14 protein-coding genes are annotated in these 14,618 nt (G+C 72.1%); 1 reads left to right on the top strand and 13 read right to left on the bottom strand.

Annotated elements, in window-relative coordinates; translation table 11 throughout:
• Positions 1-107: 107 nt before the first annotated feature.
• From ACIBI4_RS11465 to ACIBI4_RS11425, 9 genes are all read right to left on the bottom strand, one after another.
• Positions 108-1,238: an ATP-binding protein gene (locus tag ACIBI4_RS11465; protein ID WP_399203490.1), complete on the bottom strand. Its 1,131-nt coding sequence runs from the start codon at positions 1,236-1,238 to the stop codon at positions 108-110.
• Between the two features lie 124 nt (positions 1,239-1,362).
• A complete protein-coding gene (locus tag ACIBI4_RS11460; RefSeq protein ID WP_399203489.1) occupies positions 1,363-2,202 on the bottom strand; it encodes a TrmH family RNA methyltransferase in 840 nt (279 codons plus the stop codon).
• Positions 2,203-2,322: 120 nt separating this feature from the next.
• Complete coding sequence (gene rplT, locus ACIBI4_RS11455) at positions 2,323-2,709, bottom strand: 50S ribosomal protein L20 (RefSeq protein WP_006350245.1); 387 nt, start codon at positions 2,707-2,709, stop codon at positions 2,323-2,325.
• Positions 2,710-2,809: 100 nt separating this feature from the next.
• Entirely contained in the window at positions 2,810-3,004 is a 195-nt protein-coding gene (gene rpmI, locus ACIBI4_RS11450) for a 50S ribosomal protein L35 (protein WP_003947156.1), read from the bottom strand.
• Positions 3,005-3,103: 99 nt separating this feature from the next.
• Complete coding sequence (infC, locus tag ACIBI4_RS11445) at positions 3,104-3,817, bottom strand: translation initiation factor IF-3 (RefSeq protein WP_399203488.1); 714 nt, start codon at positions 3,815-3,817, stop codon at positions 3,104-3,106.
• A 326-nt stretch (positions 3,818-4,143) separates the two neighbouring features.
• Complete coding sequence (locus ACIBI4_RS11440) at positions 4,144-4,509, bottom strand: DUF1844 domain-containing protein (protein WP_399203487.1); 366 nt, start codon at positions 4,507-4,509, stop codon at positions 4,144-4,146.
• Positions 4,510-4,519: 10 nt separating this feature from the next.
• A complete protein-coding gene (locus ACIBI4_RS11435) occupies positions 4,520-5,257 on the bottom strand; it encodes an SseB family protein (RefSeq protein ID WP_399203486.1) in 738 nt (245 codons plus the stop codon).
• Positions 5,258-5,314: 57 nt separating this feature from the next.
• Positions 5,315-6,475: a type VII secretion-associated serine protease mycosin gene (mycP, locus tag ACIBI4_RS11430; protein WP_399203485.1), complete on the bottom strand. Its 1,161-nt coding sequence runs from the start codon at positions 6,473-6,475 to the stop codon at positions 5,315-5,317.
• On the bottom strand, positions 6,472-8,286 hold the full coding sequence (locus ACIBI4_RS11425; protein WP_399203484.1) for a hypothetical protein: 1,815 nt from the start codon (positions 8,284-8,286) through the stop codon (positions 6,472-6,474). Before ACIBI4_RS11425 ends, mycP begins: the two co-directional genes overlap by 4 nt.
• A 274-nt stretch (positions 8,287-8,560) precedes the next feature.
• Between ACIBI4_RS11425 and ACIBI4_RS11420 the strand changes: the two genes are divergently transcribed.
• The gene (locus tag ACIBI4_RS11420) at positions 8,561-9,763 is read left to right on the top strand and encodes an amino acid deaminase/aldolase (protein ID WP_399203482.1); all 1,203 of its coding nucleotides are present in this window, start codon (positions 8,561-8,563) and stop codon (positions 9,761-9,763) included.
• Positions 9,764-9,817: 54 nt separating this feature from the next.
• Here the strand turns inward: ACIBI4_RS11420 and ACIBI4_RS11415 are convergent, their stop codons facing one another.
• The 4 genes from ACIBI4_RS11415 to ACIBI4_RS11400 form a co-directional block, all read right to left on the bottom strand.
• A complete protein-coding gene (locus ACIBI4_RS11415) occupies positions 9,818-10,864 on the bottom strand; it encodes a DUF2510 domain-containing protein (protein WP_399203481.1) in 1,047 nt (348 codons plus the stop codon).
• A 108-nt stretch (positions 10,865-10,972) separates the two neighbouring features.
• Positions 10,973-11,767 carry a 3-oxoacyl-ACP reductase gene (locus tag ACIBI4_RS11410; RefSeq protein ID WP_399203480.1) on the bottom strand — a complete coding sequence of 265 codons (795 nt, stop codon included), beginning with the start codon at positions 11,765-11,767 and terminating at the stop codon, positions 10,973-10,975.
• A complete protein-coding gene (locus ACIBI4_RS11405; protein ID WP_399203776.1) occupies positions 11,764-13,134 on the bottom strand; it encodes an aldehyde dehydrogenase family protein in 1,371 nt (456 codons plus the stop codon). The genes ACIBI4_RS11410 and ACIBI4_RS11405 overlap by 4 nt, the downstream gene beginning before the upstream one ends.
• Before the next feature lie 73 nt (positions 13,135-13,207).
• Entirely contained in the window at positions 13,208-14,572 is a 1,365-nt protein-coding gene (locus tag ACIBI4_RS11400) for a glutamine synthetase family protein (RefSeq protein WP_399203478.1), read from the bottom strand.
• Between the last annotated feature and the right edge of the window lie 46 nt (positions 14,573-14,618).

The following is a 14,618-nucleotide window of genomic DNA, read 5'->3' as shown; positions in this document are numbered from 1 at the left end:
ACCGCAGGCCGCGACCACGCAGACACAAATGCGCCAAGGGTCGAGTCTAACGGGGTGCCAGGGTGGCTGATGACGCCCGTGGGAGGGTCCGAAGGCCTGCAGAGTGGCTAGAGCAGGTAGCCCGGAGTGCCCACGGGCAACGTAAATCGGAACTCGGCGCCACCGGAGGGTCCACGGCCGACGGTGATCGTCCCGCCGTGCGCCTCGACGATGCCCTTGACGATATAGAGCCCCAGGCCCGTGCCACCGCGCTTGCTTCCCCGCCAGAAGCGGGTGAAGACACGGCCCATCGACTCCTCGGGGATGCCGGGGCCTTCGTCGCTCACGGTGACTGCCGTCCCTTCCAGGGGGCTCTCAAGGGGTGCCACGTCAATGGTGACGGTCCCCTCTCCATGGCGCACGGCATTTTCCAGAAGGTTGGAGAGCACCTGGTCGATCTTGTCCGGATCCGCCCACAGATCGGGCAGCGGCTGCTGCAGCCGTACGAGGAAACGGTCCGGCACCTGCCCGGCGGCCACATGCGCCTGGATGTGCCGCCCGACGGCGGCGGGCAGATCGACGGGCTGCCGCCGCAGCTCAAGACGCCCCGAATCGATCCGCGAGATGTCGAGCAGTTCGGCAATCAGCCTGGTGACGCGGTTGGCATCCGCGTCGACCGTCTCCAGCATCAGCTTCTTCTGGTCGTCGGTGAACCGCTCCCACTTGGCGAGCAGTGTGGCCGTGAAGCCTTTGACCGATGTCAGGGGCGAGCGCAGTTCATGGGCGACGGTCGCTATCAGCTCCGCGTGACTGCGCTCCGTACGCCGCCGGGCCTCGGTGTCCCGGATGCTGACCACGAGCCGGTGCAGCGGCCCGGTGGGCCGGGTCCGCACATAGCGCGCGGACACCAGGACCTCACGGCCGCCCGGCAGGAGCAGATTCCGCTCGGGCTGCCCGGTGCGGATCGCGAGCCCGCCGTACGGATCGGTCAGCTGCCACCAGCGGCGGCCTTCGAGGTCCTCCAGCGGCAGGGCGTCCTCGACGGAGCGTCCGAGCGCGTCCTCGGGGCAGACGGCGGTGATCCGGGCGGCCGCCTGGTTGAAGCAGACGACCTGGCCCTTCTCGTCGGCGACGACGAGACCGTCGGGCAAGTCATCGGGATCCAGGCCGAGTTGACTCACCGGCGAGTCGACACGGGGCGCGGCAGGACGCGGCACGGAGCCGTGCGCTCCGGCCTTTCCCCTGATGCCGACACTCATATCCCCGTATCCCACCTCTCGACTGGTATCAGTGGGCCCCCGAGCCCGTCACCCTACTAGCTGAGGGTGACGGTGAGGGTGCCCCGTGTACCGGTGAAGGTGAGAACTTCGGGGAGGATCCGGCTCAGGACCGGCGTGCGTCCCTGCGCTGGGCGCGCGCCGAGGCGTACAGACAGACCGCGGCGGCCGTCGCGAGGTTGAGGCTCTCGGCCTTCCCGTGGATGGGCACGCGCACCACGGCGTCGGCGAGCGCGCGGGTCTCCTCGGGCAGCCCCCAGGCCTCGTTGCCGAAGACCCAGGCGGTCGGTCCGCCCATGGTCCCCTTGTCGAGCTCGTCGTCGAGGTCGTCCTGGCCGGCCCCGTCGGCCGCGACGATCCGCACTCCGGCGTCCTTGAGCCCGCGCACGGCCTCCTCCACCGGCACGCCGACGGCGACCGGCAGATGGAAGTGCGAACCGACCGAGGCGCGTACGGACTTGGGGTTGTACAGATCCACGGACGCGTCCGTGAGCACCACGGCATCCGCACCGGCCGCGTCGGCACACCGCAGCACGGTCCCGGCGTTCCCGGGATCCCGCACATGCGCGAGTACGGCGACGAGCTCGGGCTTCGCGGCCAGGATCTCCTCGAAGGGCGTGTCCAGGAACCGGCAGACCCCGACGAGCCCCTGCGGAGTGACGGTGGTCGAGATGTCGGCGATCACGGCCTCATCGGCCAGATGCACCCTGGCCCCGGCCTTCTGCGCGGCCTCGAGGATGTCGCCGTACCGCTCGGCGGCCTCGACGGTCGAGAACAGCTCGACGAGTGTGGCGGCCCCGTCCGTCGAGTGCCCCGCCGCTTCCCGCACGGCCTGCGGCCCCTCGGCGAGGAACAACCGCTCCTTGGTCCTGAAGTTCCGCTTCCCGAGCCGCCGTGCGGCGGCGACACGGGAGGACTTGGGAGAGATCAGCTCAGGGGCAACCATGACTCAACCTTAGGAACTCAGGGGCGCGGGGAACTGCGCAACAAGACGGGGCAGGCGGGACGCCGCAAAGCAACGGACCCGCGGACCAAACGGTCCACGGGCCCGGAGCACACGCAAAAATCAGGCAGCAGCCTTGGGAGCGTTCACATCGGCCGGAAGGGCCTTCTGCGCAACCTCGACCAGCGCGGCGAACGCGTTGGCGTCGTTGACGGCGAGCTCCGCCAGGATCTTGCGGTCGACCTCGATGTTCGCGGCCTTCAGACCCTGGATGAGGCGGTTGTACGTCATGCCGTTCTGGCGGGCCGCAGCGTTGATGCGCTGGATCCACAGCTGACGGAAGTCGCCCTTGCGCTTCTTGCGGTCGTTGTAGTTGTAGACCAGCGAGTGGGTGACCTGCTCCTTGGCCTTGCGGTACAGGCGCGAACGCTGACCGCGGTAGCCGGAGGCCTGCTCGAGGATCGCCCGACGCTTCTTGTGCGCGTTAACCGCGCGCTTGACGCGTGCCACTTTTAACTCCTTGTAGCGGGGCCGTGGTTGTGTTCACACGGCCCGAATTCGAATTGGTCCCGGTCCAGGCGTCCGGCCCCCGTTCCCGGGGGCCGTGACGTCACTTGCCGAGAAGCTTCTTGATCTTCTTGGCGTCGCCCGGGGCCATCTCGGCGTTGCCGGTGAGGCGACGCGTCAGGCGCGACGACTTGTGCTCGAGCAGGTGGCGCTTGCCGGCGCGCTCACGGAGCACCTTGCCGGAGCCGGTGATCTTGAAGCGCTTGCTGGCACCGCTGTGCGACTTGTTCTTCGGCATAGCGCCGTTCTCTCCTCGTCAGTGGCGCTCCCCCGGTGGTGAAACCGGCATGCGGGAGCGTCAGTTGTATCGGTTGGCATCCGGGGCGTGAGCCCTGGATCAGGCCTCGGCCTCGGCGGGTTCCTCGGCCGGAGCCTCGGCGACGTCGGCTTCGGGAGCGTCCGATCCCGCGGCACGGTCGCGACGGCTCTCGGTCGTCGGCGCCTCCGCCTTGCGGGCGGCCTGTGCTTCGCGGGCCTCGGCCATGGCCTCGGTCTTCTTCTTGTGCGGACCGAGAACCATGATCATGTTTCGGCCGTCCTGCTTCGGGTTCGACTCGATGAACCCGAGGTCTTCGACGTCCGTCGCGAGACGCTGCAGCAGTCGGTAGCCGAGCTCCGGCCGGGACTGCTCGCGACCACGGAACATGATCGTGATCTTGACCTTGTCGCCCTGCTTGAGGAACCGGACGACATGACCCTTCTTGGTGTCATAGTCGTGCGGGTCGATCTTCGGCCGGAGCTTCATTTCCTTGATGACCGTGTGCGCCTGGTTCTTGCGCGCCTCACGGGCCTTCATGGCCGACTCGTACTTGAACTTCCCGTAGTCCATGAGCTTGCAGACGGGCGGACGAGCGTTCGCCGCCACCTCGACCAGGTCGAGGTCGTACTCCTGAGCAAGCTCAAGGGCCTTGGCAAGCGGAACAATCCCGACCTGCTCGCCGCTGGGACCGACAAGTCGCACTTCGGGAACGCGAATCCGGTCGTTGATGCGGGGCTCGGTGCTGATGGATCCTCCTCGGTAGCACCACGCGACAGTCTGGCGGACTGCCACGTAACGTCTGTTTCGTTGGACCTAACCGCGCCGGTACATGAAAAATGCCCCGGACGATCACAGGCGGGGCTCCATACCGGAGCACCACCGCGATGTACGCGGGGCGCATGGCGACGGGAACACACGGGGTGTCCGTCGGACCGGTGACCCGCTGCCCTTCCGGGCGGCAAGGTGGGAGATCGGAGCCTCCACTTGTGGGCCGGGTGCCTCCGCTTTGCAGCAGGGGTGACCGGCCGGTCGTTACACAAGGTTAGCAGAGCTTCCGGGGTGCGGCTAACGGCCCGTGATCCGGGCCGTCGGCTCCTGGCCCCCGGCTCCGTCGCGGCTCAGCCGAAGACGGGGCCCGTGTACTTCTCGCCGGGGCCCTGGCCGGGCTCGTCCGGGACGAGCGAGGCCTCGCGGAAGGCGAGCTGCAGTGACTTCAGGCCGTCGCGCAGGGGCGCCGCGTGGAAGGAGCTGATCTCCGTCGTACTGGCGTCGAGCAGGCCGGCGAGGGCGTGGATCAGCTTGCGGGCCTCGTCGAGGTCCTTGTGCGCGTCGCCGTCGTCGGTCAGACCCGCCTTCACGGCGGCGGCGCTCATCAGGTTCACCGCCACGGTCACGATCACCTCGACCGCGGGGACCTCGGCGATGTCGCGGGCCATGGCGTCGAAGTCGGGGGTGCTCTGTCCGGTGGGGCTTGCGTCAGTCATGGTCATCAGCCTAAGCGCGTACGTAGAGGGGTTCGCCGGGCGGGGTGGCGTCGGCGGGCAGGAGGGCGAGGTCGAGGCCGCGGACCAGGCGGGCGCGGAGGGTCTCGTCGGCGGCGAGGGCCTGGGCGATCCGCTGGGCGACGGCTGCCGGCTCCGCCGAGTCGAGGACCAGGGCGAGCGTGCCGTCGGAGGAGGCACCCGCGCCGAGGTGGGCCCGGACGACGGCCGGCTCTGCGGCGACGGCCGTGCGGACTGCCTCGGGAACGGCGGGGTCCGCCAGCGGATCCGTCGACGTGCGGCCCTCCGCCAGCGCGTACAGCGCGCGGCGGGGCAGCTCGTACGCGACGGGCCCTGCCATGTCGAGCACGATCGTGTCGGCCTTCTCGTGCGCGGCCGCGCGCAGCGCCTGCTGCATCGGGACGGCGACGGGGCGGGCGGCCGGATCCCAGAGGGCGAGGGCCTGGGTGGAGGTGAACGCGGGGAGCGCGGTGCGGTCGCCGGCCTTGAGGGTGGGCACGGCCATGTCGCTGTTCTTCTCGCGCTTGAGCCCGTTCTCGTCGAGCTCGACCTCGCCGAGGACGGCGACGACGGGAACCAGGAGGCGGGCGCCCTTGAGCGCTTCGAGGACCCGGCTCTCGTGTGCGGCGGTGCGGTCCGCGGCCCAGGCGGCGAGTGCGGCACTCAGCTCGGGGGCGGCGGAGCCGTCGTCGTTCGCGTACCCGGAGTCGGGAATGTTCTTGTTCACCACGTCGCCCGACCCTACCCGCCTCGTGGGTGAGGGCGGCGCCCGCGCCGGAGTACGGGTTCAGTACCGCCCGCGCGCGGCGGAGCCGCCCCGCCGCCACAGCACCGTCGCAGCCACCAGGAGCACCGTGCCCACGGCCCCCGCACCCCACCCGAGCCAGCCGCCCGCGCCGGGCGAGGCCTGCTGCTTGGAGGGACCCGAGCCGAAGTACTTCTTCGGGTACGCGTGCGCCGCGGCCGGCTTGATCTCCGCGCCCGCCTCGATCGCCGCCGCCGGGTCGATGAACCCGTAACCGAAGGAGTCGTCCCGGCCGCCGGACGGCGCGTCCGATGCCGTGTCCTCGACGAGCTGCTTGATCTGGGCCGGGTCGAGATCCGGGTGGGCCGAGCGGATCAGCGCGACGACGCCCGAGGCGAAGGCCGCCGCGGCCGAGGTGCCCCAGCCCTTGTAGTACTCGCGGTCGGGGCCCGCCATCACGATGTCGTCGCCGGGCGCGCTGACCGTCGCGTACCAGCGTCGCGTGGAGAACGACGCCCGCGCCCCGTAGCGGTCGACAGCCGTCACGGCGATGACGCCCGGGTAGGCCGCCGGGTACGAGATGTGGTCGCCCTTCTCGCCGCCGTTGCCGGCCGAGGCCACGACCACCGCTCCCTTGCTGAGCGCGTACTGGACGGCGGCGTCCTCGCGGGCGTCGGCGTGCGCGGAGGCGCTGTCGTCGCCGAGCGACATGTTGATCACGTCGGCGCCGTGGTCGGCGGCCCACCGGATCCCGTCGGCCAGGGCGGTCCCCCGCGTGTTGCGGGCCTTCGTACGGGACTTGTCGCCGTCCTCGAGGATCACGCGCACCGGAAGGATCTTGGCCTCGGGGGCGATGCCGAGCACACCGTCGCCGCGGCCCGGACCGTGTCCGTGCCCCGCGATGATGCCCGCCATGTTGGTGCCGTGCCGGGCCCAGGCCTTGTCGCCCTGTCCGGCGCCGAAGCCGATCATGTCCTTGCCCTTGAGGACGTTGTCCTCGAGGTCCGGGTGCGTGCCGTCGACGCCGGTGTCCAGGACCGCGACCGTGACGCCGCGCCCCTTGGTCGTGGCCCAGACGCGGTCGGCGTCCAGGGCGTCGAGGGCCCACTGCTGGGCGCGGATGGTGTCGGCGTGCGCGGTGGCCGTCGGCAGCAGGGCGAGCCCGCCGGCCAGGAGCAGCGCGCCGAGGGAGCGGAGCTTCACGACGCGTCCTCCGTGGCCCGCGCGGCGTTCTTGCGCAGCGCGCGCTCGATGCGGTCGGCGAGGCCCTTGGCCTCGTGGCCGAGGCCGGACTGCGCGGGTGCGCTGGTGGCGCCGGCGGCCATGGCCGCGGCGGCGGGCTCGGGCTTGGCGACCGCGCGGCCGTCCGCGAATCCGGAGACGGCGTAGACGACGACGGGGGCGTCGTCGAGGACGGACACGGTCCAGCTGGCGCGCTGCTCCGCCCCGAACCCGGCGGCGACCGTGCCCTTCACCGGATAGGTGCTGGGCATCAGGTCCTCGCGCTTCGCGAGGTCCCGCCGCTCGAAGCGGGCGCGCAGGGCCCGCATCTCCTCCGCGTCGGCCGTGGTGAACACCATGCCGACGGTGGTGACATGGCTGCGGGTGGCGTCGGTGTACGTGGCCCGTACGAGGCGTTCGCAGCCGGCCTCTTCGAGCGTCTTGCGCAGGTGCTTGCCGAGGCCCTTGGCGCAGTCGCCGTCGGGGGCGACAGCGATCCGGGTCCAGCGGCGGTCCGCGCCGCCGGGGCCCGCGCCGTCGCCGACGACGGTGGGCGGGAAGAGGGTGTCGACCGGTTCGCTGTGCCACGCCTGCGCGGCGGCGGCGAACACGTTCGCGTCGCGGGAGGCGGCGCCGGACTCGCCGGTCAGCCAACTCCCGGTCACGGCACCGGCGATGAGCCCGACGCCGAGCACGAGACAGGTACCGGCGGCGGCGATCCGCGCGCGGCTGCGGCGGACGGGGCGCAACTGGGTGGTGTGGTCGTCGTAGGCCTCGGGCGCCTGGAACACCAGCGGCCGCCCGGCCCCTGGCTGCGGCGTGAGATCCACGGACCCGACGGGTCGGCGACGGCGCGGCCCGGGAGCGGCATGGTTTCCGTGCGGGCCGGCGGAATGGCTTCCGTGCGAGCCGGCGGCATGGCTCCCGTGTGAAGTCCCGCGCGGCTGGGGCGCGTCGGCCCGCGCGGCCGCTCGCGCCTCGCGCCCCGGCGCCTCGTCCGGCAACGGTTCGGCGGGGACCGGTCGCAGCCGGGTGGTGGTCTCGACGGAGGTCTCGGGGCCGGGTTCGGGCCGGCTCACAGGGGTGGTCGGTGCGGAGGTACGGGGGCGGCGCAGGGCGTCCGTACGAGGTGTGGATGCGTTGGCGCTGTCCGCCGAGGGCGCGCCGCGACCGGCGTCGGCACCGGTGTCGGCGGTGACTCGGGCACCGGTGCGCGGGGAGGCCGCCGCATCCGTACCGGCGCGCCTGCGCTCTTCGCCGCCGCCGTTCGGAGCGGACCGGCGGGCGCCGGACGCGGGTGCTTCCCCGGCCGCGCGCTCCGGCGCTTGCGCGCGCGAAGGCGGGCCCGACGGCAGAGGCGGGGACGCCGGGGCGCGGGACGGCCTCGGGGGTGCGGCGGGGCGCGGAGGTGCGGCGCCCTCACGTGGAGACGGCGAGGGCGAGGGAGACGGTGACGGCGCGGCGTCGCGAGCGGTCGAGGCGCGGTGGGAGGCCGCGCGGTGCGCCGCGGTGTTCTTCGCGCGGCGGCTCCTGGCCTCGCGTCCGGCCGCGACGGCGTCCTCGGTCAGCGGGGCGGGCGGTGCGGGTGGCTGCTCCGGCGCGCGGCCGGTGCCGTCCGGGCCTCCGGTGCGCTCCGGACCGGGGAAACCCGCACGTCCGGGCGCCGACGACTCGTCCGCCGTGGCCGCGTCGGCTTCCGCCGGAGCGTGGTCCGGCAACCGGGTCGAGGCGAGCGGCGGGGGCGGGGACGCGGGGCGCGGGGGGATGTCGGCGCGCTGCGCTTCGGTACTCATCCACCCCCCGTTCGCCGAACCACCGGATCCGGGCCTTGCCGTTCGCGACCGTTCGTGACCGCGCGACCGGTGGGCCGCCGTCACGCCGGACCACCGTCGGTCACCGCCCCCAGGTCACCGCTGCCGATCACCTGTGGGGACAGGCCCGTTCCTCCTGCCTGCGCGTCACTCTACGGTCTCGCGCTGTGCCCGCGGGAACCAGTCCGCAGGTCAGGGGCGATCTGTCCGGATCATCCCCCTACCACGGGGTAATCGTCTCTGGCAGGCTTCCTTCATGACCCCCCGCGCCGCACACCGCGCCCGGTACGACCGGGCCACCGCCGAGCTCGACGCCCCGCTCGCGATCGTCGACCTGGAAGCGTTCGACGCCAACGCCGACGACCTCCTACGGCGGGCCGGCGGCAAGCCGATCCGGGTGGCGAGCAAGTCCGTACGCTGCCGTGCCCTGCTCGAAAGGGTGCTGGCCAGGGACGGTTTCGCCGGGATCATGTCCTTCACCCTCGCCGAGTCGCTGTGGCTCGCGCGGTCCGGATTCGAGGACGTCCTGCTCGCCTATCCGTCGGCGGACCGCGCCGGCTTCGCCGAGCTGACCGCCGACCCCAAGCTGGCCGCGGCCGTGACCGTGATGGTCGACGACCCGGCGCAGCTGCGCCTGATCGACGCGGCGCGGGACGGCGGGCGCGAAGAGGTCCGGGTCTGTCTGGAACTCGACACCGCGCTGAAGCTCCTGGGCGGCCGGGTGCGCGTCGGGGCGCGCCGCTCCCCGCTGCACTCCCCGGCCCAACTGGCCGATCTGGCCCGGGCGGTGGCGCGGACTCCGGGGTTCCGGCTGGCCGGAATCATGGCGTACGAGGGACACATCGCCGGGGTCGGCGACGCGCTGCTCGGCCGCCCCGTACGGTCGCGGGCGATCCGTGCGATGCAGAGCGCGGCCCGGCGCGAGCTGGCCGTGCGGCGGGCCGAGGCGGTGCGTGCGGTGCGGGCCGTGGCGCCGGACCTGGAGTTCGTCAACGGCGGCGGTACGGGCAGCGTGCAGCACACCGCGGCCGAGGACGCGGTGACGGAGATCGCCGCCGGGTCAGGGCTCTATGTGCCGCGGCTCTTCGACAACTACACGTCGTTCAGCGCGCGGCCCGCCGCGCTCTTCGCGCAGCCGGTGGTGCGCAGGCCGGGCGTCGGGGTGGTCACCGTGCTCGGCGGCGGGTATCCCGCGTCCGGGGCGGCCGGGAAGGACCGTTCGCCCGTCCCGTATCTGCCGGAGGGCCTGCGCTACGACCCGCAGGAAGGCGCCGGTGAGGTGCAGACGCCGCTGCTCGGGGCGCCCGCGGACGATCTGCGGATCGGCGACAAGGTGTGGTTCCGGCACGCGAAGGCCGGTGAGCTGTGCGAGCGCTTCGACGCGCTGCACCTGATCGAGGGCGAGCGGATCACGGCGACCGTCCCCACGTATCGCGGGGAAGGCCACACCTTCCTCTGAGCGGGCGGGACGGACCGGGCCGGTTCGAGTGGAACCGGTCCGGGCGGGCTGCGCCTACGGCTTGATCGTCGAGCCGACGCCGCCGTTGTCGCCCTTGTCCCCGATGCGGCGGATCCCGCTGGTGATCGTGTCCATGAGGGCCAGGGGCGGCCCGTCCTCGGCGTCGAACGCGAGCCGGACGACGATCAGGGACTCGCTGCCCGGCTTCGGGAAGACCACGGACTGCACGTAACCGCCGCCGCCCGCCTCGGTCTTCACACGCCAGCGCACCAGGTAGCCCGTCGAACCGGCGACGACGACCTGCTCGGACTTCAGCTCGCTGGTCGACCTGATGCCGTTGTACGGCTTGCGCTCCACGATGTCGCGGTCGTATGAGCTGTAGGCGGCCTCGCGGATGTCGCTCTTGGCGGCGACCTCGGGGTCACTGCCCGCGCCGGAGCGCACGGTGCGCGAGGTGACCCGGCCGTGGCGGCAGAAGCCCGAGTCGCCGGGGCAGTCGTAGGTGCCCTCGGTGGTCATCGTGACGGCCTTCTCGACCGTGCTGTCCGGCTTCTCCCAGCCCTCGGGGATCGGCAGCGTGATGCCGTTGAGCTGGTCCTCCAGGACGTTCGCGTCCTTCTCCGGCGGGCTGGAGGCGGGCGTGGTCGGTTCGGGCTTGTCGTCCGGGCCGACGCCCTCGGCGGTCGGGCTGGAGCGGGTCGAGGCGTTGGGGTCCGGCTTGTCGTCCTTGCCGAGGACCACGACGCCGGTGACGATCGACGCCACGAGGACGACCCCGGCGGCCACCATCGCCACGAGCTTGCCCCGCCCGCCGGTACGGCCGGACCCGGCGGCCGGAGCCGGGGGACCGAACTGGCCCGGCTGACCGAACTGTCCGGACTCACCGAACTGTCCTGATTGCTGCCCGGCGGGCGGACCGAACTGCCCCGGGTGCTGCCCCGTCTGCTGGGCCGGGTCGGCCGGTGCGAGGCCGTGGCCCGCGGCCGCCTGGGCCTGGGCGACACGGGTGTGCGGGGTCCACGCGGTGCCGTCCCACCAGCGTTCGTGGGACGGCGCCTCGGGGTCCTGGTACCAGCCGGCGGGCGTCGGGGGCATGCTCATCCGGCCACCTTAGGCCGTGCTGTCGGGCGCGGTACACCGGGTTCGGCGCCCTCCGGGCGGAGGGCGCGGGTCCGCCGGAGCGGAGGGTGCGCCTCCCGCGCGGACCGCTCACACCGGCGTCACGTACGCGCCGGCGATCCCTCCGTCCACCAGGAAGTCGGTGGCGTTCACGAAGGACGCGTCGTCGCTCGCGAGGAAGGCCACCGCGGCGGCGATCTCCTCGGCGTCGGCAAAGCGGCCGACCGGGATGTGCACAAGGCGCCGGGCCGCGCGCTCGGGGTCCTTGGCGAACAGCTCCTGCAGGAGCGGGGTGTTGACCGGTCCGGGGCAGAGCGCGTTGACCCGGATGCCCTCGCGGGCGAACTGCACGCCCAGTTCGCGGGACATCGCGAGCACACCACCCTTGGACGCGGTGTACGAGATCTGTGAGGTGGCGGCTCCCATCCGGGCCACGAACGACGCGGTGTTGATGATGGAGCCCTTGCCCTGGCGGCGCATATAGGGGATGGCCGCCTTGCAGCACAGGTAGACGGAGGTCAGGTTGACCTCCTGGACCCGCTTCCAGGCCTCCAGGCCGGTGTCCAGGATCGAGTCGTCGTCGGGCGGCGAGATCCCCGCGTTGTTGAAGGCGATGTCGACCGAGCCGTAGGTGTCGTACGCGGTCCGGAACAGCGCGTCGACCTGCTCGGCGTCGGTGACGTCGACCCGTACGAACGTGCCGCCCACCTCCTCGGCGGCGGCCTTGCCCGCGGTCTCGTCGATGTCGCCGCACACCACGTGGGCGCCTTCGGAGGCGAGGCGGCGGGCGGTGGCGAGGCCGATGCCGCTTCCTGCCCCGGTGATGACGGCGGTGCGGCCGACGAGACGGCGGCAGACGGGCTGGTCGGCAGGTGCTTCGGTCACAGTGCGGAACCTTCCGTGCTGATGAAGACGTTCTTGGTCTCGGTGAAGGCGGTGAGGGCGTCGGGTCCGAGTTCGCGGCCGAGGCCGGACTGGCCGTAGCCCCCGAAGGGGGTCCAGTAGCGCACGCTGGAGTGCGAGTTGACGGAGAGGTTGCCCGCCTTGACCGCCGCGGAGACGCGCAGCGCGCGGCCCACGTCTCGGGTCCACAGCGAGCCGGAGAGTCCGTACGCGGTGGCGTTGGCGAGGCGTACCGCGTCGGCCTCGTCCTCGAAGGGCAGGACGACGGCGACCGGTCCGAAGACCTCCTCGGTGCACACCGGGGCGGCCGGGTCCACGCCCGCGAGGACGGTGGGCGGGAACCAGAAGCCGGGCCCGTCCGGCGCGCTGCCGCGGATCGCCGCGCCGTCGGGGACGTACGAACGGACGCGTTCCAGCTGGGCCTTGGAGATCAGCGGCCCCATCTGCGTCTTCTCGTCCGCGGGGTCGCCGACGCGTACGGACTCGACGGCCGGTGCGAGCAGGCCGAGGAAGCGGTCGTACACGGAGCGCTGGACGAGGATGCGGGTGCGGGCGCAGCAGTCCTGGCCGGAGTTGTCGAGGAAGGACATGGGGGCCGCGGCGGCCGCGGCATCGAGGTCCGCGTCGGCGAAGACGATGTTGGGGCTCTTGCCGCCGAGTTCGAGCGTGACGCGTTTTACCCGGTCGGCGCACTTGGCCATGATCTGCTTGCCGACGCGGGTGGAGCCGGTGAACACGATCTTGGCGACGTCCGGGTGTTCCACCAGGGCGTTTCCGGCCACGTCGCCCGCGCCCGGGAGTACCTGGAAGAGGTGCTCGGGAAGTCCTGCCTCCAAGGCGAGTTCGGCCAGGCGCAACGCGGTGAGCGGGGTGGTCTCGGCGGGCTTGAGCAGGACCGCGTTGCCCGCGGCGAGTGCGGGGGCGGTGCCCCAGGAGGCGATCGGCAGCGGGAAGTTCCAGGGCGCGATGACGCCGATGACGCCGAGCGGCTCCTGGAAGGTGATGTCGACCCCGCCCTGCACCGGGATCTGCCGCCCGGTCAGCCGCTCCACTCCCCCGGCCGCGTACGCGAAGAGATCGCGGGCGTTGCCGGCCTCCCAGCGGGCGTTGCCGATGGTGTGACCGGCCTCGCGGACCTCCAACCGGGCCAGCTCTTCGATGTGCTGGTCGATGGCGTCGGCGACGCGGCGCAGGATCCGCGCCCGGTCCCCTGGCGCAAGCGCCGCCCAGGACTCCTGGGCGCGGACCGCGCGGGCGACGGCCTGGTCGATCTCGGCGGGGGTGGTGGCATGGACGGTCGCGACGTGTTCCTCGGTCGCGGGGTTGAGTACGTGGTGCTCGTGGAGCAAGTCGGTCCTCACAGTTGTGCGGGGTGGTGGTGGGGTTCCTCGCTGGTCGGGGTGCCTTGCGGGTCGGGCCTGCTCAGTGGCGCTCGAAGGACCGCCGCAGCTCCCAGTCCGTCACCGCGGCGTCGAAGGCGTCGAGCTCGACGCGCGCCATGTTGGCGTAGTGGGCGACGACTTCCGCGCCGAACGCAGCCTTTGCGATCGGGCTGTTCTCCCAGAGCTCGGCGGCCTCGCGCAGGGTCGTCGGCACATGCGCGTAGTCGGCGGTGTACGCGTTGCCCGCGCAGGCGTCGGGGAGTTCGAGCCGCTGCTCGATCCCGTACAGACCGGCCGCGACAAGGCCCGCGACGGCGAGGTGCGGATTGACGTCGCCGCCGGGGAGCCGGTTCTCGAAGCGGGTCGAGCGGCCGTGGCCGACCACGCGCAGCGCGCAGGTGCGGTTGTCGTTGCCCCAGGCGACGGCGGTCGGTGCGAAGGAGCCGGGCTGGAAGCGCTTGTACGAGTTGATGTTGGGCGCGTACAGCAGCGAGAAGTCGCGCAGCGCGGCCAGTTGGCCGGCCAGGAAGTGGCGCATGACGTCGGACATGCCGTGGCCGTCGGGCCCGGCCATGACGTTGGTGCCCTCGGCATCGGTGAGCGAGAGGTGGATGTGGCAGGAGTTGCCCTCGCGCTCGTTGTACTTCGCCATGAAGGTGAGCGCCATGCCCTCCTGTGCGGCGATCTCCTTGGCGCCCGTCTTATAGACGGCGTGCTGGTCGCAGGTGACAAGGGCCTCGTCGTAGCGGAAGGCGATCTCGTGCTGGCCGGGGTTGCACTCGCCCTTGGCGGACTCGACGGTGAGGCCGGCGCCGCTCATTTCGTTGCGGATCCGGCGCAGCAGGGGCTCGATCCGGCCCGTGCCGAGCACCGAGTAGTCGATGTTGTACTGGTTGGCCGGGATCAGGTCGCGGTAGTCGCGGTCCCATGCCTCCTCGTAGCTGTCGCGGAAGACGATGAACTCCAGCTCGGTGCCGACCTGCGCGGTGTAGCCGAGCTCGGCCAGGCGCTCCAGCTGGCGGCGCAGGATCTGGCGGGGCGCGGCGACGACGGGCCCGCCGTCGTTCCACGCGAGGTCGGCGATGAGCAGGGCGGTGCCCTCGTTCCACGGCAGGCGGCGCAGGGTGCTCGTGTCGGGGTGCATCGCGAAGTCGCCGTAGCCGCGGTCCCAGCTCGACATCGCGTAGCCGTCGACGGTGTTCATCTCGGTGTCGACGGCGAGCAGGTAGTTGCACCCCTCGGTGCCGTGCTCCAGGACCTCGTCGAGGAAGAATCCTGCGGCGAACCGCTTGCCCTGCAGGCGTCCCTGCATGTCGGGGAAGGCCAGGACGACGGTGTCGATCTCGCCGCTCGCGACGAGGGCGCGCAGCTCCTCGACGCCGAGCGGTGCGGTGCGGTCAGCCACGGGGACTCCATCCTCGGTCGGTCCGGGGTGGCTTAAGGTATTGCTT

The sequence above is a fragment of the Streptomyces sp. NPDC050418 genome, from assembly GCF_044458745.1.
In the GTDB taxonomy this organism is placed as follows: domain Bacteria; phylum Actinomycetota; class Actinomycetes; order Streptomycetales; family Streptomycetaceae; genus Streptomyces.
Note: the sequence above shows the minus strand (reverse complement) of the source record. Positions and strands in the feature narration are given on the sequence as shown.

Coding starts and splice junctions, on each gene's coding strand:
- ACIBI4_RS11465 (WP_399203490.1), bottom strand. CDS start 1,238: ATGAGTGTCGGCATCAGGGGAAAGGCCGGAGCGCACGGCTCCGTGCCG.
- ACIBI4_RS11460 (WP_399203489.1), bottom strand. CDS start 2,202: ATGGTTGCCCCTGAGCTGATCTCTCCCAAGTCCTCCCGTGTCGCCGCC.
- rpmI (WP_003947156.1), bottom strand. CDS start 3,004: ATGCCGAAGAACAAGTCGCACAGCGGTGCCAGCAAGCGCTTCAAGATC.
- ACIBI4_RS11440 (WP_399203487.1), bottom strand. CDS start 4,509: ATGACTGACGCAAGCCCCACCGGACAGAGCACCCCCGACTTCGACGCC.
- ACIBI4_RS11425 (WP_399203484.1), bottom strand. CDS start 8,286: ATGAGTACCGAAGCGCAGCGCGCCGACATCCCCCCGCGCCCCGCGTCC.
- ACIBI4_RS11420 (WP_399203482.1), top strand. CDS start 8,561: ATGACCCCCCGCGCCGCACACCGCGCCCGGTACGACCGGGCCACCGCC.
- ACIBI4_RS11415 (WP_399203481.1), bottom strand. CDS start 10,864: ATGAGCATGCCCCCGACGCCCGCCGGCTGGTACCAGGACCCCGAGGCG.